This window comes from Rhizobium rosettiformans W3 (assembly GCF_004912135.1).
GTDB lineage: Bacteria > Pseudomonadota > Alphaproteobacteria > Rhizobiales > Rhizobiaceae > Allorhizobium > Allorhizobium rosettiformans.
This window is the reverse complement of the sequence record NZ_STGU01000001.1, coordinates 46,049-63,612: the sequence shown is the minus strand read 5'-3', so window position 1 is coordinate 63,612 and position 17,564 is coordinate 46,049. Positions and strand designations below refer to the sequence as shown.

Below are 17,564 nucleotides of genomic sequence, written 5' to 3'. Positions count from 1 at the left end.
GGGCGATCCCATCAGAGGTGTTCCATGCCAGATCCGTCCACTGCCTCGCCCGAGCTAGAGCGAGACAGCCGCCCCATGACCATGCGTGAGCGCTGGCAGACCTTGTTTCCGGGCCTGTCCGTCACCGTCCTGATCGCTCTGGCGTCGGCCTTTCTGTCGGAACACTATGGCGCACCAGCGATGTTGCTCGCCATCCTGATTGGCCTCGCTCTGCACTTTCTGGCAGAAGACCCGAAGACGGCTGCTGGTCTCGACTTCGCCTCGCGCACGGTGCTGAGGCTCGGCATCGCGCTGCTCGGGTTGCGCGTCAGTGTTGCGATGTTTGCGGAACTGGGTGCTGCCGTCATTGCCATGATCGTCGGCGCGGTTCTGCTCACCATCCTCTTCGGCATTCTCGCCTCGCGCCTCTCAGGACAGGGCACGCAGTTCGGCGTGCTCACCGGCGGTGCGGTCGCTATCTGTGGCGCCTCGGCGGCACTGGCGATCTCCGCGACATTGGGCAACCGGAGCAAAGAAGCCGACCAGCAAATGGTCTTCACCGTCATCGGCGTGACGATGCTGTCGACACTCGCCATGATCTTCTACCCGATCCTGGCAAGCCTCGCCGGACTCGACGACCACCAGACAGGGATCTTCCTGGGCTCGACCATTCATGACGTCGCTCAGGTCGCCGGTGCCGGTTTCTCCGTCTCGGTACCGGCAGGCGAAACGGCTGTTTTCGTGAAGCTCATCCGCGTCACCATGCTGGCACCCGTCGTGCTGGTCGCCGCCCTCGCCTTCCGCCGCACGGTGTCCGGCGACGTCAAGCGTCCGCCCCTCTTGCCCGGCTTCGTGGTCGCCTTCCTTCTGCTCGCTGCCCTGAACTCGCTGGTCAGCATCCCGCCCCTAGTCGGAGAATGGGCCGGCATGATCTCGCGCTGGGCGCTGCTCGTCGCCATCGCAGCCGTCGGCGTCAAGACCTCCCTGCCGGAAGTGTTCAAGATCGGCGGACGCGCAATCGGCCTGTTGGTTGCCGACACCGTCTTCCTGGCGGCACTTGTTCTGGCTGTTCTGGTCTTCGTCGGCCTGTGACGAACGGATAGCGGAGCATTGGGCTGACGCGCAGAATCCGCTAAGGCATCGGGTGACGTTGGCGGAGTGTGAGGAGGATTTATGGCCAAGAAGACCAAGACAGCGCCCGGTGCTTCGAAGCCTGCACTGACGCAGGATCCTCATGCCGTTCGTGAGCCTCGCGCCAACAATCTCGAAATGGCGATCGGCCACGAGGTGCGCACCTATCGCAAGAAACTCGGTATCACTGTGGCAGACCTCGCTGCTGCGACTGGCATGTCGGTCGGCATGCTCTCGAAGATCGAGAACGGCAACATCTCGCCTTCGCTGACCACGCTTCAGGCGCTGTCGAAGGCACTGGGCATGCCGATCACCGCCTTCTTCCGTGGCTTCGAGGAGCCGAAATCGGCAAGTTTCGTGAAGGCGGGTGAAGGGGTCAATCTGGAGAGACGCGGAACCCGCGCCGGTCACCACTACAGCCTGCTCGGCCATATCGAGAACAACACATCGGGTGTCGTGGTGGAGCCCTACCTCATCACGCTCAACGCTGAATCGGACATCTTCCCGACCTTTCAGCACGAGGGCATGGAGTTTCTCTACATGCTCGAGGGCGAAGTGGTCTATCGCCACGGTGACAGCCTCTACCGGATGCAGGCAGGCGACAGCCTTTTCTTCGACGCTGACGCTCCACACGGGCCGGAAGAACTGGTGAAATTGCCGGCCCGCTATCTCTCGATCATCTCCTATCCGCAGCGACGCTAGTTGCCCTTCAGGAAAACTTTATTCCTTTCGATTGATTTTTTCGGATGCCGCTGCTAGCCCTTTCTCCAGAGACTTTGGAGGGCGTGGCCATGTGCGGCATTGTAGGTCTGTTTCTCAAGGACAAGGCGCTGGAGCCCCGGCTCGGCGATCTTCTCTCCGACATGCTGATCACCATGACCGATCGCGGGCCGGATTCGGCCGGCATCGCGATCTATGGCGGCGTTGACGGGAAAAAGGCCAAGGTGACCATCCAGTCTTCCGCGCCCGAGAGCGATTTTTCTGATCTCGCCGATGATCTGGCCAAGGTCGGCATGGATACAGACGTTGCGGTCAAGAGCACACACGCGGTGATCTCTATCGACGCCGGCCGGCTGAGCGAGATCCGGGACATCCTCAGAGATATCCGCCCCAATGTCCGCATCATGGGCTCCGGGGAAAGCGTCGAGATCTTCAAGGAAGTCGGCCTTCCCAAGGATGTCGTGCAGCGTTTCGGCGTCCGCGCCATGGGCGGCACCCACGGAATCGGCCATACCCGCATGGCGACCGAAAGCGCCGTCACGACGCTCGGCGCGCACCCCTTCTCGACAGGTGCCGACCAATGCCTCGTGCACAATGGCTCGCTGTCGAACCACAACAACCTGCGCCGCGAGCTCATCCGCGAAGGCATGTCCTTCGAGACCCAGAACGATAGCGAAGTCGCCGCTGCCTATCTCACAGCCGAGATGGCCAAGGGCAAGGACCTGGGTCAGGCACTCACCGGCGCTCTCGATGATCTCGACGGCTTCTTCACCTTCGTCGTCGGCACAAAGACCGGTTTCGGCGTGGTGCGCGACCCGATCGCCTGCAAGCCCGCCGTCATGGCCGAGACCGACCAGTATGTCGCTTTCGGCTCGGAATACCGGGCGCTCGTCAATCTGCCTGGTATCGAGACCGCCCGCGTCTGGGAGCCGGAGCCCGCAACCGTCTATTTCTGGGACCACGAAAAGGCCGCCTGATCCGCGATACCGAGAAAGCTTGCACAGTGCCAATCTTCGACCTCTCCCATACCCCGCTTCGAGAACTGAACAGCGCGCTCCACAATCTCGGCGAAGGCTCGAACGACACCCTGTTCGAAGTGGTGAACCCGCGGGGCCACCATGCTGTTGCCGTCGGCATCGATGCGCCTGTGACGGTCGAGGTAAAGGGCTCGGTCGGCTATTACTGCGCCGGCATGAATGACGGCGGTACCGTCACCATCCATGGCTCTGCCGGCCCGGGCGTTGCCGAAAACATGATGTCCGGCACGGTGGTCATTGAGGGCGACGCTTCGCAATATGCCGGTGCCACCGGTCGCGGCGGCCTACTCGTCATCAAGGGCAATGCCGCCTCCCGCTGCGGTATTTCGATGAAGGGCATCGACATTGTCGTGCACGGCTCGATCGGCCACATGTCGGCCTTCATGGGCCAGTCCGGCCACCTCGTCGTCTGCGGCGACGCCGGCGAAGCGCTTGGCGACAGCATCTACGAGGCAAAGCTCTTCGTGCGCGGCTCGGTGAGAAGCCTCGGTGCCGACTGCATTGAGAAGGAAATGCGCCCGGAGCATCTCGCAAAGCTCGCCGAACTGCTGGCCAAAGCCGGCGTGACGCATGCCAAGCCCGAGGAGTTCAAGCGCTACGGTTCGGCCCGCAAGCTCTACAATTTCAACATCGACAATGCCGACGCGTATTGAGGCGAGGACCGGCCATGAGCTACCACAACCCCTTCACCCCGCCGCGCAAGTCCGCCACCTTCGATGACCACACGCTCGCCGAAATCCGCCGTGCGGCCGCCACCGGCATCTATGACATTCGCGGCGGCGGCACCAAACGCAAGGTCCCGCATTTCGACGACCTGCTTTTCCTCGGTGCCTCGATCTCGCGTTATCCGCTCGAAGGCTATCGCGAGAAATGCGATACCTCGGTGGTTCTCGGCACGCGCTTTGCGAAGAAGCCGATCGAACTGAAGATCCCGATCACCATTGCCGGCATGAGCTTCGGCGCGCTGTCCGGCAACGCCAAGGAAGCGCTGGGCCGCGGCGCGACGCTTGCCGGCACCTCGACCACAACAGGCGACGGCGGCATGACCGACGAGGAGCGCGGCCATTCCGAAAAGCTGGTCTACCAGTATCTTCCCTCCCGCTACGGCATGAACCCTCGGGATCTGCGCCGCGCCGACGCGATCGAAGTGGTGGTTGGCCAGGGAGCAAAGCCTGGCGGCGGCGGCATGCTGCTTGGCCAGAAGATCTCCGATCGCGTCGCCCAGATGCGCAACCTGCCCATGGGCATCGACCAGCGTTCCGCCTGCCGCCATCCGGACTGGACCGGCCCCGACGATCTCGAGATCAAGATCCTCGAACTGCGGGAGATCACCGACTGGGAGAAGCCGATCTATGTGAAGGTTGGCGGCGCCCGCCCCTATTATGATACGGCGCTTGCGGTGAAGGCCGGCGCCGATGTGGTGGTGCTCGACGGCATGCAGGGCGGGACAGCGGCGACCCAGGACGTCTTCATTGAGAATGTCGGCATGCCAACCCTCGCCTGCATCCGCCCGGCCGTCCAGGCACTCCAGGACCTCGGCATGCATCGCAAGGTGCAGCTCGTGATCTCGGGCGGTATCCGCTCCGGCGCCGATGTCGCGAAGGCCCTGGCCCTTGGCGCTGATGCGGTGGCGATCGGCACGGCAGCGCTCGTCGCGATCGGCGACAACGACCCGAAATGGGAAGAGGAATACCAGAAGCTCGGCACCACCGCCGGTGCCTATGACGACTGGCACGAGGGCAAGGACCCCGCCGGCATCACCACCCAGGATCCCGAGCTCGCCGCTCGCCTCGACCCGGTCGCGGCCGGACGGCGGCTCGCCAACTATCTGAAGGTCATGACGCTGGAGGCGCAGACCATCGCCCGCGCCTGCGGCAAAAACAAGCTCCACAATCTGGAGCCGGAGGACCTCTGTGCGCTCACGATGGAGGCCGCCGCCATGGCCCAGGTGCCTCTTGCCGGCACCAGCTGGTATCCCGGAAAGGGAGGCTTCTAACCACCAGAATGGCCGCATCCTGATACCACGGATGCGGCCATTCTTCTTTCAACCGATGTGTCTCAATCCATAAAAACAGGGGAACGACGTGACACAGGATCTGGCAGGCTTCGCCAAGGAGCGAGGCATCAAATACTTCATGATCAGCTATACCGACCTCTTTGGCGCCCAGCGCGCCAAGCTGGTCCCCGCTCAGGCCATCGCCGATATGCAGAAGGAAGGCGCAGGCTTTGCCGGCTTTGCCACCTGGCTCGATCTGACGCCGGCTCATCCCGATCTTTTCGCCATCCCTGACGCCTCATCCGTCATCCAGCTGCCGTGGAAGCCTGAGGTCGCCTGGGTCGCTGCCGACTGCATGATGGACGACCAGCCCGTCGCCCAGGCGCCGCGCGTGGTGTTGAAAAAGCTGGTGGCAGAAGCCGCGGATATGGGGCTTCGCGTCAAGACCGGGGTCGAGGCAGAATTCTTCCTGATCTCCGCTGACGGCGAGATGATCTCGGATCAGTACGATACCGCCGACAAGCCATGCTACGACCAGCAGGCGCTGATGCGCCGCTACGACGTCATCGCCGAGATCTGCGACCACATGCTGGCGCTTGGCTGGAAGCCTTACCAGAACGACCATGAGGACGCGAACGGCCAGTTCGAAATGAACTGGGAATATGACGATGCCCTGAAGACGGCGGACAAGCATTCCTTCTTCAAGTTCATGGTCAAATCCGTCGCCGAGAAGCATGGGCTGCGCGCGACCTTCATGCCGAAACCCTTCAAGGGCCTAACCGGCAATGGCTGCCATGCGCATATCTCGGTCTGGGATCCCGACGGCAAGGTGAATGTCTTCGCCGACAGGGACATGCCCTTCGGCCTCTCGGCCAAGGGCAAGACCTTCCTCGGCGGCATCATGAAACACGCCTCGGCATTGGCTGCGATCACCAATCCGACGGTCAATTCTTACAAGCGCATAAACGCGCCACGCACGGTCTCAGGCGCCACCTGGGCACCCAACACCGTCACCTGGACCGGCAACAACCGGACCCATATGGTCCGCGTGCCCGGCCCCGGTCGCTTCGAACTCCGCCTGCCCGACGGCGCAGTGAACCCATATCTGCTGCAGGCGATCATCATCGCGGCGGGTCTGAGCGGCCTCAAGAGCAATGCCGATCCCGGCCCCCACTATGACATCGACATGTACCGCGATGGCCATACGGTGAAGGATGCGCCGAGGCTGCCTCTGAACCTGCTCGACGCGCTGCGCGCTCTGGAGCAGGACGATGAGTTGAAGTCAGCGCTCGGCTCTCAGTTCTCCGAGGCCTACCTGAAGCTCAAGCATGACGAATGGAACAGCTATTGCGGTCATTTCACCGCCTGGGAGCGCCAGACAACCCTCGATGTCTGACGCTTGATCCAAGTCAGGCAACCTCGATCCGCTGCTCGGTCTCGGCATCGAACAGATGCAGATGAGCCGGATCGAAGCCGAGCGCCATCGTGTCTCCATGACGCAGCGACTGGCGTTCGGAAACGACCACATTGATCTCCGGTTGGCCGGCCGAGGTAATGTAGGTCATCGACCCCGTGCTCTCGACAATGCCAACCGGCAGCCGGATTTGCGCCTCGCTGTCCGGAACCAGCCGCAGATGCTCGGGCCGCAATCCGACAAGCAGCCGTGACGATGACGGGACCGGGCGATCAAGCGCGATCATCTGCGGCGTGCCGAGGTCAAGCGCCAGCGATTTGCCATCGGCGCCGACGGTCGCCGGTATGAAATTCATGGCGGGCGAACCGATGAAGCCCGCCACGAACTTGTTGACCGGACGGTCGTAGAGTTCGAGCGGTGCCCCCTGCTGTTCGATAACCCCCTGCCGCATGACGACGACATGATCCGCCATGGTCATCGCCTCGATCTGGTCATGGGTGACATAGACCGAGGTCGCGCCCAGCCGGTCATGCAGCGAGCGGATCTCCTTGCGCATGTGGACGCGAAGCGCAGCATCCAAATTGGAGAGCGGCTCGTCGAACAGGAAGGCCTTGGGATGCCGGATGATCGCCCGGCTCATCGCAACGCGCTGACGCTGACCACCGGAGAGTTCGCGCGGGTAGCGATGCAGGAGGTTCGACAAGCCCGTCGTTGCGGCCACTTCCTCTGCGGCCTTCCTGGCTTCCGTCTTCTTCACGCCGCGAATGCGCAGCGAATAGGTGAGGTTCTCCTCGACGGTCATATGCGGATAGAGCGCGTAGGACTGAAACACCATGGCAAGATCCCGCTTTCGCGGCGGCACACCATTCATCCGCTCACCGGCGATGATCAGATCGCCGCCTGAAATGCTCTCGAGCCCGGCCAATGACCGCAGCAGGGTCGACTTGCCGCAACCGGACGGCCCGACAAGTGCGACGAAGGCACCCTTCTTGATCTTTAGGTCGATATCCCGCAGCGCGTGATAGGCGCCATAGTATTTGTTGACGCCGGAAAGTTCGATCTGATGGGTCATTTGAGAGCTCCAGACGTGAGCCCGGAGACGATCCGGCGCTGCAGAAGGACGAAGGCCGCGAGAATGGGCGTCACATAGATCGAGGCGAAGGCCATGATATTGTTCCACTCATTGGTATTCGGCCCCATGAAGGTGTTCAGACCGACGCTTGCCGGCTGAAGCTCGGCAGCCTGGATCATCGACTTCGAATAGACGAACTCGCCGAACGCCTGCATGAAGATCAGGATGGCCGCGACCAGGATGCCGTTTCGGGCAAGCGGCAGCACGATGTTGAAGAAAGCTCCGATGCGGGAATTGCCATCGACGAGGGCCGCCTCCTCGAGCTCGATCGGCACGCTCATGAAGGTGGCGCGCACCAGGACGACGAAAAAGGGCATGCTCTTTGCGGCAATGGCGATGATGACCGCAAGACGCGGATAGTCGAGCATGCCGAGCTGGGAAAAGCCGACGAAGATCGGCGTGATCATCAGCGAGGCCGGCAGAACCTGCAGCATCAGGATGAGGAAGAGCCCGACATCGATCCAGCGGTTGCGATAACGGGCAAGCACATAGGCGCAGCCCGTGCCGAGCACCGTGATCAGGCTGACCGCACCGACGGCAATGACCAGCGAATTCCACATGTAGCGGGCGAGATTGCGGCTCTCCCAGACATAGGCATAGGTCGACCATTGCGGATCCGACGGCCAGAAGCTGGGCGGTGTTGCAAACATCGCCGAACCACTTTTCAGGGTGGTGATGTACATCCAGTAAAGCGGGAAGAGATAGATTGCGGCAAGCACAAGCGCGATCGCCAGCATCAGCCTGTTTCGGGTGGTCTCGCTCATCCGCGCACCTCGTGTCGTGTCGAACGCACATAGACGACGGAGGCGAACATCACGAAGACGATCATGATGACCGAGATCGTGGCACCCTGAGCGAAGTCATACTGCCGGAAGGATAGATCCCAGGCCCAGTACTGCGTGACGTTGGACGAATTGTTGGGGCCGCCGGACGTGATCGCGGCGAACAGGTCGAACTGTTGCAAGGTGAAGATCAAGCCGAGCGAGATGATCGCACCGATCGTCGAACGCATCATCGGAAGCGTGATGGTCCAGAACCTTTGCCAGACATTGGCGCCATCCAGCTCGGCGGCCTCGTAAAGGTCTTTCGGAATGGCGGAGAGGCCGACCGACAGCAGGATCATGTTGAAGGACGTCCCGAGCCAGATATTGGCGATGATCACCGCCCAGAGCGAAAAGTCGGGGTCGGACCGCCAGAAGATATTGCTGGAGATGATGCCACTCTCGCGCAGCATGTAGTTCAACACACCGAAATCGCCCGAGAGGATCCAGTTCCAGATCGCACCGACCACAAGGCCCGGCATGACCCACGACACGAGGAAGAGACCACGGAGCCACGAAGCGCCGGGAAAGTTCACCCAGAAGAAGAGCGCCAGCGAGAAACCGATGACGAACTGACCGACGATGGAGGCGACCACGAAAAGTGCCGTGTTCCAAAGGATTGGCCAGGTCTGTGGCTGAGAGAACAGCGTCACATAGTTGTCAAAGCCGACAAAGGGTCGAAAGAAGGTTCCCAGCGAGAACATATCGACTTCCTGAAAGCTCATCAGCACGTTGTAGATGAGCGGCAGGCCGGACATCAGGAAAAGGAAGCCAAGCGGCAGCGTTACGAGGCCCAGGTCGAAGCCCCGCCCGTCGGTCAGGCTGGTCAGGATCTTGCGCATTCATGTCTCCGCACTACCGGTGATCTCGTCCGGGCCGGCCGCCCCCGCACCATGGCGGGGACGACCTTCCGGGAGGTTTGTTGGGCAGGCGCGCCAATCACCACGCCTGCCGATCCTTTAGCCGAGGACGGCGTCGATGCGCTCTGCGGCCTGATCGAGAGCCTCCTTGGCGGACATCTGGCCGGTCAAGGCAGCCTGGATCGCATCCTGGATTGCCTTGGAGATCTTCGGCCATTCCGGATGAGGACCGCGCGGCTGGGCATACTGAAGCTGTTCGATGAAGACCTTCAGGGCGGCATCCTTCAGAGGCTCACCGGTCGGCGCGATCGTGATGTCAGAGCGCGGCGGCAGCTGGCCGAAATCCTTGAACATGCGGTCGTCCTGCGAGACGAAGTATTCCAGAACCTTGAAGGCTTCGTCCGGATGCTCCGTATTGGAGAAGATCGCCCAGTTGAAGTCACCCATGGCGGAGGAACGCTCCGCGCCTTCTTGCGGCACCGGCAGAAGCGCGACGCCCCAGTCGAACTTTGCCTCCTTCAGCATGCGGTCCAGTTCCCACGGACCAGAAATGGCCATGGCGGCATTGCCGGAGTTGAAGGTGCCGGTCGAATCCCACTGGCTGCGGGTCAGCGTATCCGGAGAGGCAAGCTTCTCGTCGATGATCTGCTTCCAGGTTTCGAGCGCCTTTACGGCCCCCTCGGAATTGATCTTGTCGTAGCCGCCGCCACCCATCTGGGCCCAGGGCAGGAACTGGAAGGTCCCCTCTTCATTGGCCTTTGCCGAGAAGGTCAGGCCATAGACGTTCTTGGAGGGATCGGTGAGCTTGCGGGCAGCCTCCACCAACGCGTCCCAGGTCTGCGGCGGGCTGTTAGGATCGAGGCCAGCCGCCTTGAACATGTCCTTGTTGTAGTAGAGCGCGATCGTGTTCGTCGCTTTCGGGATGCCGAAATACTTGCCGTCCCACATCACGGATTTCAGCGGACCGGGATAGTAGTTTTCCGGTTTCACCACATCGGATGCCGCGATCTTGTCGGTCAGGTCCAGAAAGGCGCCCCGCGAGGCGAAAAGCGCATGCTCGGGATTGTCGATCGCGATGATGTCGGGTGCCTGCCCCGTCGAGTAGGCCCGCATCGCCTCGCTGACGACGTCGTCGAACTGGATCTGGCGATACTCCACCGTGATCCCGTTGTTGAGAGCGTTGAAGTCCTTGATCAGGTTCGGAGCCGGCTGAATGTCGCGGTCGAGCGACCAGACGGTGATCTTGACGTCTTCTGCCTGGGCGGAAAGCCCGAACAGGGAGACACTGGCAAGCGCCAAGGCGCCGAAGACGATATGCTTGCGAATACCCATGGTTTCCTCCTCTTGGGTTTCTGCATGGGCCTTGTCCTCCACAAGACCCATATTTCGACGGATCAGACCGGGTCGGTGACGAAATCCCCGCCCCGGCAGTTCTTGAGATAATTCAGTCCATGCACCTGCCCCGTCATTTCCAGCGCGTCGCGATAGACCGGGTCGTGCCAGCCTTCGATGTCGATGGAGCCGGACCAGCCGGCGAGGCGAAGTTCGGAGATGACGTCGGTCCAGTTGGTGTCGCCGAAGCCCGGCGTGCGCATGAAGACGAAGGGGTGCTTGCCGAAGACCCCGTGCTCACGGATCACGTCCCAGCGAATGGTCGCGTCCTTGCCATGCACGTGGAAAAACTTGTGCGCCCATTTGCGGATCTGCGGGATCGGATCGATGAGATAAACCATCTGATGGCAGGGCTCCCATTCGAGCCCGATGTGATCGTCCGGCGTCTCGTTGAAGATCAGCTCCCAGGCATCCGGATTGTGCGCGATATTCCAGTCGCCGGTCTGCCAGTTGCCGTCCATGGCGCAGTTCTCGAACGCGATCTTCACGCCCTTGTCGGCGGCACGCTTGGCAAGTTCGCTCCAGATCTCGCGGTAGCGCGGCAGGCTTTCCGTCAGGGGACGGTTGCGGATACGCCCGGTGAAACCGGCAACGCAGGTGGCGCCGAAGTGATGGGCATTGTCGATGCAGTCCTTCCATCCCTGCAGGGTCTGCAGGTCCATGTCGGTTTCTTCCAGCGGATTGCCGAACATGCCGAGCGTAGAGATGGTGATGTCGCGATCACCGATCGCCTCGACGCAGCGCTTGCCGAGATCGGCCAGATCCTGACCGTTCGTTGTTTGCCAGAAAAAGGGCTCGAAGCTCTCGAAGCCCATGTCGCCGATCTGGCCGATCCGCTCTGCCGCCTTGCCGCCGCTGGCGCTGACCATGGTACCGATACGAATGGATTTTGCTGGATGGCTCACGGTTTCAATGTCCTTCGGATGAAATGCTGACGGGAAGGCCGGTGCGGGCGCTTTCGATCGCGCCGAACACCATGGAAAGGCTTTTGATATTGTCGTCGCTCGCGGTTTCCGGCCGGCGCCCTGTCTTGACCGCATCGACGAACTCCACGAGCACGCTCTCATGCCCATGGGTTTGATCCTCGTCGGGAGCCGGGGGAATGGAGATGTTGCGGTGGCCGCGAAGAAGGCCAGGCTCCTCACCCGCGACCGTCGCCTCGAACGTGTCTTCACCGTCCCAGGTGATCATGCCTTTGGAGCCGACGAGCCTCCATGCGCTCTCCCAGCTCGTGCGACGGCCCTCGGCACACCAGGAACCGCGATAGGTGAAGACGGCATCCCCGGAGAGGCGGAAAATCGCATTGGCCGAGGCGCCATGGGCATACCAGGAGCCGGACGGATTGGTCTCGATGCAGTAGACAGACAGCGGCTGCTTTCCGGAGACGAAGCGTGCGGCATCGAAGGTGTGGATTGCCATGTCCAGCAGGAGGACGTTGTCCATCGCCTCACGAAAGCCGCCGAAATGGGGCCCGAGGAAGAAGTCGCAGTGGATGCCACTGAGGTCGCCGATCAGCCCCTCCTCCACGGCGCGGCGCAGGCGCCGGATGCCGGAGATGAAGCGGCGGTTCTGCACGACGGCATGCACCCGACCAGCTTCTTCGGCGAGCTCCAGCAAGGCGCTCGCTTCTTCCATGGTGGCAGCCAGCGGCTTTTCGGAAAGCACGTCGCAGCCAAGCTTCAGAGCGGTCGAGACGACGTTGAAGCGGGCGGCCGGCACCACCACGTCGAACACCATGTTCGCCTTGGTCGCCTCAATCATGGAAGCCAGATCCGTCCCGATGCGGGCGTCGCCGAGACCGAACTCGGCCGTAAGCGCCTCCGCCACAGCCGGATCGAGATCGACCAGACCGACGATTTCCACCTCGTCCCGCAAGCGGGAGGCAGACTGAAGCGCTCGGAGCCAGCCTTTGGCCATAGCTCCGCACCCGCACAAAACGGCTCTTGATGTCACTGATATCCTCCTAAGGGATAAGCGAAACTCCTCTTCCGCAAATCCCGTAAACGTTTACGACACTATGAACGAGACGGCCCATGTGTCAATAGAGATTTCGTAAACGATTACGGCATGCGTTTCAGCGGAGGGGTTGATGAAGGGCATCCGGCAACTGGCCGAACATCTCGACATATCGATCGGGACCGTCTCCCGCGCCCTGAACGGCAAGCCGGACGTGAACGAGGAAACCCGCAGACGCGTGCTGGAAGCCGCCGAAAAGCTCGGCTACGTGGCAAACCAGGCGGGCCGTTCCTTGCGCAAGGGCGCAACCGGCATCATCGGCTTCATGATGCAGACCGGCCATGACATCACCGGCCAGGGTGACACCTTCTTCATGCGTGTCTTCGATGGCATGCAGACGGTCCTGGCCCGACACAAACTCGATCTGGTCGCCCTGCTCTGCTCGTCCGAGGAAGATCCCGATGCCTATCTAAAGCGCATCGTCGCGCGCGGCTTTGCCGACGGGATCATCCTGTCGGCGACCCGTTATCAGGATCCCCGCTTCGAGCTCCTGCACAAGACAAAGATCCCCTTCATCACCCTTGGCCGAAGCCAGACGGATGTCGGCCAGCCCTGGTACGACCTGGATTTCGAGGGCATGGCGGAAGATGCGATCGAGCGTCTGGTGACGCGTGGGCATACGCGCATCGCGATCAGCAGGCCGCATGGCGACATCAACCTCGGCCACATCTTCGAGAACCACTGCCGCGTCATGCTTGCGCGCCACGGCCTCGAACTAGATCCCGCGCATGTCTATCGCTCTGGTCCGAATGAGCCCGGCGGCTATCAGGTCGCCCAGCAGGTGATGAAGACCCGCGAGCGCCCTTCCGCAATCATTCTTCTGAATGAAGCGACGGTCGTCGGCTTCTACCGCGGTCTGCAGGAAGTCGGGCTGAAACCCGGCAAGGACATCGCCGTCATCGGCCAATACAGTCCTCAGGCGCAGTTCCTCAACCCGGTCCTCACCTGCTTCCGCCCTGACCTGAGAGCGCTGGGCATCGCCTTGGCGGAAAGCCTGCTCGCCACCATGCCGGACTTCGCACAGCATTATCCCGATGCGGTGCGCCGCCGTCTCTGGCCGATGACCTTGATCGAAGGCGAGAGCGGCTGATCGACGGCGCGCACAGAGCCTAAGCCGTAAGCGCTTCCTGCCGGTAACCCGTGTCGATCGTCACCACGCCACCCACGGCGCGAGACACACAGGCGCACATCTTCTCGCCGTCGTGCCGCTCTTCCGGCGAGAAGAACACGTCGCGATGATCGATCGGCGCGGAGGCATCCACGATATTGACGGCACAGAGGCCGCATTCGCCCCGGCGACAGTCATAGACCATGTCGATCCCGGCTTCCATTAAGGCATCCAGCATGGTTTGGTCGGCCCGCACATCGATCGTTCGCCCATATTGCGGAACCGCGACCGAAAAGGGTTGCTCCGCGTAACGACCGCTATCGCCGAAGACCTCGAAGCGCAGCCGGCTCATAGACCGGCCGCTGTCACGCCAGGTGTTGCGTGCAGCTTCCAGCAGGCCGTGCGGACCGCAGATATAGGCCTCTCCATCCACAGGAAGAGCGGCGAATTCGGCAGCCAGATCGAAAGCGCTGCCTTCGTCTTGAACAAAGGCTTCAAGCCCATCGCCGAGCAGCGCCTGCAGCTCTTCCGAAAACGCCATCTGCGCACGGCTCTTGGCGCCATAGATCAGCCGCACGGACTGGCCGCGCGCAACAAGCGCTTTCGCCATGCCATAGATCGGCGTGATCCCTATGCCGCCGGCAATCAGCAGATAGCGCGAGGCGCGCCATGAGAGCTCGAACCGGTTCTCCGGTTCGGTCATCTCCGTCTCGTCGCCGATCCCCATGCTCCAGACAAAGGCCGACCCGCCTCTGCTGTTCGGATGAAGCTTCACCGCGATCTTCAGCGTGCCGGGAGCGCTCGGCAAAACGGTGTAGGTGCGGATCGCCGGCTCGCCGCGGATGATGACCTTGATATTCGTATGCGAGCCCGGATCGAATGCCTGCCGCAGGCCATCGACGGCGAAGGTCACGGCCCGGACATCCTCGGCCGGGTTTTCGATCTGAATGACACGCGCAGGGCGCCATTCCAGCTTGGAACGCATGAAGTCTCCTCCCTAGACTGATATTTGTCGGCCGGTCAGCCCGCCATGAGGGCGAGCGCCAGCACCTTTCGCCGCAGATCCGGCTGCTCCTCCAGCACGAAATCCAGATTCTGACGCGCAAGCCGCGCATGCTCCCGCGCCAGGGCCTCGGCGCGCGCACCTTCCCGCAATTCGATCGCGGAAACGATCGCCTTGTGCTGCGCCTGCGCCACCACCAGCGTCCGATAAAAAGCCGGAGCATTGGACTCGGTGTTCACGAAGGCATTGGGGCTTGCAAACGGCAGACTGGTCATCCGCTCGATTTCGCGGCGCAGAACCTCGCTGCCCGCGAGATCCCAGAGCAGGCGATGGAACTTGCCGTTCAAGGCCTCATAGCGCTCGAAATCCATCGCATGGGCTTCGGCCAGCAACACCTCGTCCAGATGCGTGACGACCTCGCGAATGGCCTTCAACCGCTGAGGCGTCACGCCACGCTCGGCCGCCAGCCGCGCTGCGGTGCCTTCGAGAACGCCACGGAGCTCAATTGCATCGATCACTTCCTGCCGGCTGAACGAGCGGACCGCGTAACCGCCAGACGGGATCAGCGTCACCAGCCCTTCCTGCTCGATCCGCTGAAGGGCTGCCCGAAGCGGCGTGCGGGAGACGGAAAGCCGCTCCGAGAGCGCCACCTCCGACAACCGCTCGCCGGGCTCGATCTCACCGGTCAGGATGAGATCGCGCAGCCCAAGCAGCGCTTTCGCGGTCTGCTGTTTCGGCGCCCGTTCCTGATCCATGCCCATCTGTTCACTCCGCCGCCACGGCGTGAGGACCAGCCTGCGGCTTCAGCTCTGCATCGATCATCCGGTCGATCAGCTTGCGGGCCCACATCGAACCGGCGTCGATGTTGAGATTGTAGAACTGATGATCCGGATTGGCATCGATCGCCTGTTGCTGTGCCTCGAGCACCACTTCGTCCTCCCGGAAGACACCCGCGACACCCTCGCGAAGTTCGTGCGTGCGGGCCTGATTGCCGAGGTCATAATTGCGCGCAAAGGCCCAGAAGTAGAGACAGGTCTTGTCCGTCGACGGCGTGATCGTGTTGAGCACGTAACCGTTCACGCCCTTGGAGCGATCCCCCTGCTTGGCGCCGGTTCCCGCTTCGGCAACACCGACATCGATCGTCACCGTGCAGGGCGCCTCGAAGCGAATGATCTGCCAGCGGTCAACCTTGCCGGGACGGCCATACTGCTTGCGCCAGAAGGGAGGCGGATCGATATCCTCCATCCAACGGGTGATATAGGCAAAGCGATCCGAATGGCTGGCTTCGAACGGGGCTTCGGTGACAGCGCGATTGCCGATGGACGAACCATGCACGAAGGTCTCGTGCGTCAGATCCATCAGGTTGTCGACGACGAGACGGTAATCGCACTTCACCTCGATCAGCTTGCCATCGGCAGCCCAATCCGGGTCCTGGTTCCAGTGCATGTCGGGGATGAGCGCGGGATCGGCCAAGGCCGGATCGCCCGGCCAGATCCAGATGAAGCGGTGCTTCTCGGCGATTGGGTAGGACTTCACACAGGCGGACGGATTGATGGTGTCCTGAGAGGGCATGTATACACAGCGCCCCGTCTCGTCGAATTCGAGACCGTGATAGCCGCAGATGACATTGTCACCCTCGAGCCGCCCGAGCGACAGCGGCACAAGCCTGTGCCAACAGGCATCGGCCAGAGCGACGGGCGTGCCATTCTCCTTGCGATACAGGACAACCGGCTTGTTGCAGATGGTGCGCGGCAGAAGCTGGCGCTTCAGCTCCACATCATAGGCGGCAGCATACCAGGCATTCATCGGAAAGGTGGGTTTGGACATGACAGCTCCTCCTCTATCGGGGAACAGCAAGCCATACTGTATACAGGATGTCAATCTCACGCCGAAAACACTGACGATATCTTGTCTATAGCCGCGGTGATGTCATCAGCTGTATACAGCTGAGCCTGCGACCAGCTCGGCCACCCCTCCCCTTGTTTTGATCACAAATTCTGATACGAATTCACTATACGGGGAGAAACACATTGAGCAGCCGCTTTCTTATGATCACGCCGGACGACGGCAAGGATGTCCTGAAGTCCCTCTCCGCCCCGGCGCGGCTGGCCATCCTAGAGCTTTTGCACGCGCGCGGCCCGCTGAATGTCAACGAGATCGCCGAGGTCCTCGAACTTCCCCAGTCGACAACATCGACCCATCTGAACCAGATGGAAGAGGCGGGCCTGATCCGCACGGAGGTCCAGAAGGCCCGCAAGGGCAGCCAGAAGATCTGTCACGCCGTCCATGACGAGATCGTCCTCACCTTCACGCGCCCGAATAAGGCAACTGACGAGGCAATCGAAGTCTCGATGCCGGTTGGCCTCTACAGCGGTTACGACGTCTACGCCCCCTGCGGCATGTGTGGACCTGACGCGATCATCGGCTACCTCGACAACCCCGACACCTTTCTCTCGCCGGACCGGATGAAGGCCGGGCTTCTCTGGTTCACGCGCGGCTATGTGGATTACCAGTTTCCCAACAATGCCAGGATCAAAGGCGCCCCGATCCGGGAACTGGAACTCTTGCTTGAGCTCTCCTCCGAGGTGCCCGGCACCTCCGAAAACTGGCCTTCTGACATCACCATTTCCATCAACGGAAAACCGGTCGCAACCTGGACATCGCCGGGCGATTTCGGCGATCGCCGCGGCAAGTTCACGCCCGACTGGTGGAAGCTTCGCGGCAGCCAGTATGGCGTTCTGAAAAGCTTCCGCGTCACCGAGAACGGCACCTTCATCGACGGCATGCGGGTGTCGGAAACGACCCTCAACGATCTGGAACTGCTCGATCATCGATCGATCCGCGTCCGGATCGAAGTGCCGGAAACAGCAGAACATCCCGGCGGCATCAACATATTCGGCCGCGGCTTCGGCAACTACGACCAGGACATCGTCCTGCGCATCAAGACCTGACACG

General features: G+C 61.7%; 17 protein-coding genes. 8 read left to right on the top strand and 9 right to left on the bottom strand.

The genetic code is table 11. From position 1 onward, the window contains the following. Positions 1 to 81: 81 nt before the first annotated feature. From FAA86_RS00280 to glnT, 6 genes are all read left to right on the top strand, one after another. The gene (locus tag FAA86_RS00280; protein WP_377344432.1) at positions 82 to 1,071 is read left to right on the top strand and encodes a YeiH family protein; all 990 of its coding nucleotides are present in this window, start codon (positions 82 to 84) and stop codon (positions 1,069 to 1,071) included. A gap of 81 nt (positions 1,072 to 1,152) precedes the next feature. Continuing rightward, a complete protein-coding gene (locus FAA86_RS00275) occupies positions 1,153 to 1,812 on the top strand; it encodes a helix-turn-helix domain-containing protein (protein WP_136537854.1) in 660 nt (219 codons plus the stop codon). Between the two features lie 89 nt (positions 1,813 to 1,901). Beyond that, positions 1,902 to 2,807, top strand: coding sequence for a class II glutamine amidotransferase (locus tag FAA86_RS00270; protein WP_136537853.1), 906 nt, complete (start codon positions 1,902 to 1,904; stop codon positions 2,805 to 2,807). A gap of 26 nt (positions 2,808 to 2,833) precedes the next feature. Beyond that, a complete protein-coding gene (locus tag FAA86_RS00265; RefSeq protein ID WP_136537852.1) occupies positions 2,834 to 3,520 on the top strand; it encodes a GltB/FmdC/FwdC-like GXGXG domain-containing protein in 687 nt (228 codons plus the stop codon). A gap of 14 nt (positions 3,521 to 3,534) precedes the next feature. Beyond that, complete coding sequence (locus FAA86_RS00260; protein WP_136537851.1) at positions 3,535 to 4,863, top strand: FMN-binding glutamate synthase family protein; 1,329 nt, start codon at positions 3,535 to 3,537, stop codon at positions 4,861 to 4,863. Between the two features lie 88 nt (positions 4,864 to 4,951). Continuing rightward, entirely contained in the window at positions 4,952 to 6,259 is a 1,308-nt protein-coding gene (gene glnT, locus FAA86_RS00255; protein ID WP_136537850.1) for a type III glutamate--ammonia ligase, read from the top strand. A gap of 13 nt (positions 6,260 to 6,272) precedes the next feature. On the opposite strand, the gene FAA86_RS00250 is transcribed toward glnT, so the two are convergent. The 6 genes from FAA86_RS00250 to FAA86_RS00225 form a co-directional block, all read right to left on the bottom strand. Beyond that, entirely contained in the window at positions 6,273 to 7,349 is a 1,077-nt protein-coding gene (locus tag FAA86_RS00250) for an ABC transporter ATP-binding protein (protein ID WP_136537849.1), read from the bottom strand. After that, positions 7,346 to 8,173: a carbohydrate ABC transporter permease gene (locus tag FAA86_RS00245; protein ID WP_136537848.1), complete on the bottom strand. Its 828-nt coding sequence runs from the start codon at positions 8,171 to 8,173 to the stop codon at positions 7,346 to 7,348. Before FAA86_RS00245 ends, FAA86_RS00250 begins: the two co-directional genes overlap by 4 nt. Further along, positions 8,170 to 9,072, bottom strand: a complete 903-nt coding sequence (locus FAA86_RS00240; protein WP_113458625.1) for a carbohydrate ABC transporter permease — start codon at positions 9,070 to 9,072, stop codon at positions 8,170 to 8,172. The genes FAA86_RS00245 and FAA86_RS00240 overlap by 4 nt, the downstream gene beginning before the upstream one ends. A gap of 117 nt (positions 9,073 to 9,189) precedes the next feature. Further along, the gene (locus FAA86_RS00235; protein ID WP_136537847.1) at positions 9,190 to 10,422 is read right to left on the bottom strand and encodes an ABC transporter substrate-binding protein; all 1,233 of its coding nucleotides are present in this window, start codon (positions 10,420 to 10,422) and stop codon (positions 9,190 to 9,192) included. A 62-nt stretch (positions 10,423 to 10,484) separates the two neighbouring features. Further along, complete coding sequence (locus tag FAA86_RS00230) at positions 10,485 to 11,387, bottom strand: sugar phosphate isomerase/epimerase family protein (RefSeq protein ID WP_136537846.1); 903 nt, start codon at positions 11,385 to 11,387, stop codon at positions 10,485 to 10,487. A gap of 4 nt (positions 11,388 to 11,391) precedes the next feature. After that, positions 11,392 to 12,435 (bottom strand): Gfo/Idh/MocA family protein, encoded by a 1,044-nt coding sequence (locus FAA86_RS00225; protein ID WP_136537845.1) that lies wholly within the window; start codon positions 12,433 to 12,435, stop codon positions 11,392 to 11,394. 136 nt (positions 12,436 to 12,571) lie between these two features. Between FAA86_RS00225 and FAA86_RS00220 the strand changes: the two genes are divergently transcribed. Further along, the gene (locus FAA86_RS00220) at positions 12,572 to 13,588 is read left to right on the top strand and encodes a LacI family DNA-binding transcriptional regulator (RefSeq protein ID WP_136537844.1); all 1,017 of its coding nucleotides are present in this window, start codon (positions 12,572 to 12,574) and stop codon (positions 13,586 to 13,588) included. A gap of 19 nt (positions 13,589 to 13,607) precedes the next feature. On the opposite strand, the gene FAA86_RS00215 is transcribed toward FAA86_RS00220, so the two are convergent. The 3 genes from FAA86_RS00215 to FAA86_RS00205 are packed head-to-tail and all read right to left on the bottom strand — an operon-like array spanning position 13,608 to position 16,436. After that, positions 13,608 to 14,591, bottom strand: a complete 984-nt coding sequence (locus FAA86_RS00215) for a PDR/VanB family oxidoreductase (protein WP_136537843.1) — start codon at positions 14,589 to 14,591, stop codon at positions 13,608 to 13,610. A gap of 35 nt (positions 14,592 to 14,626) precedes the next feature. Continuing rightward, on the bottom strand, positions 14,627 to 15,370 hold the full coding sequence (locus tag FAA86_RS00210; protein ID WP_136537842.1) for a GntR family transcriptional regulator: 744 nt from the start codon (positions 15,368 to 15,370) through the stop codon (positions 14,627 to 14,629). Positions 15,371 to 15,374: 4 nt separating this feature from the next. Then, positions 15,375 to 16,436: an aromatic ring-hydroxylating dioxygenase subunit alpha gene (locus FAA86_RS00205; protein ID WP_136537841.1), complete on the bottom strand. Its 1,062-nt coding sequence runs from the start codon at positions 16,434 to 16,436 to the stop codon at positions 15,375 to 15,377. 203 nt (positions 16,437 to 16,639) lie between these two features. Between FAA86_RS00205 and FAA86_RS00200 the strand changes: the two genes are divergently transcribed. Continuing rightward, on the top strand, positions 16,640 to 17,560 hold the full coding sequence (locus FAA86_RS00200) for an ArsR/SmtB family transcription factor (RefSeq protein WP_136537840.1): 921 nt from the start codon (positions 16,640 to 16,642) through the stop codon (positions 17,558 to 17,560). Positions 17,561 to 17,564 lie beyond the last annotated feature (4 nt).

Coding starts and splice junctions, on each gene's coding strand:
- FAA86_RS00260 (WP_136537851.1), top strand. CDS start 3,535: ATGAGCTACCACAACCCCTTCACCCCGCCGCGCAAGTCCGCCACCTTC.
- FAA86_RS00215 (WP_136537843.1), bottom strand. CDS start 14,591: ATGCGTTCCAAGCTGGAATGGCGCCCTGCGCGTGTCATTCAGATCGAA.
- FAA86_RS00275 (WP_136537854.1), top strand. CDS start 1,153: ATGGCCAAGAAGACCAAGACAGCGCCCGGTGCTTCGAAGCCTGCACTG.
- FAA86_RS00210 (WP_136537842.1), bottom strand. CDS start 15,370: ATGGGCATGGATCAGGAACGGGCGCCGAAACAGCAGACCGCGAAAGCG.
- FAA86_RS00240 (WP_113458625.1), bottom strand. CDS start 9,072: ATGCGCAAGATCCTGACCAGCCTGACCGACGGGCGGGGCTTCGACCTG.
- FAA86_RS00250 (WP_136537849.1), bottom strand. CDS start 7,349: ATGACCCATCAGATCGAACTTTCCGGCGTCAACAAATACTATGGCGCC.
- FAA86_RS00270 (WP_136537853.1), top strand. CDS start 1,902: ATGTGCGGCATTGTAGGTCTGTTTCTCAAGGACAAGGCGCTGGAGCCC.
- FAA86_RS00245 (WP_136537848.1), bottom strand. CDS start 8,173: ATGAGCGAGACCACCCGAAACAGGCTGATGCTGGCGATCGCGCTTGTG.
- FAA86_RS00235 (WP_136537847.1), bottom strand. CDS start 10,422: ATGGGTATTCGCAAGCATATCGTCTTCGGCGCCTTGGCGCTTGCCAGT.
- FAA86_RS00205 (WP_136537841.1), bottom strand. CDS start 16,436: ATGTCCAAACCCACCTTTCCGATGAATGCCTGGTATGCTGCCGCCTAT.
- FAA86_RS00220 (WP_136537844.1), top strand. CDS start 12,572: ATGAAGGGCATCCGGCAACTGGCCGAACATCTCGACATATCGATCGGG.
- FAA86_RS00280 (WP_377344432.1), top strand. CDS start 82: ATGCGTGAGCGCTGGCAGACCTTGTTTCCGGGCCTGTCCGTCACCGTC.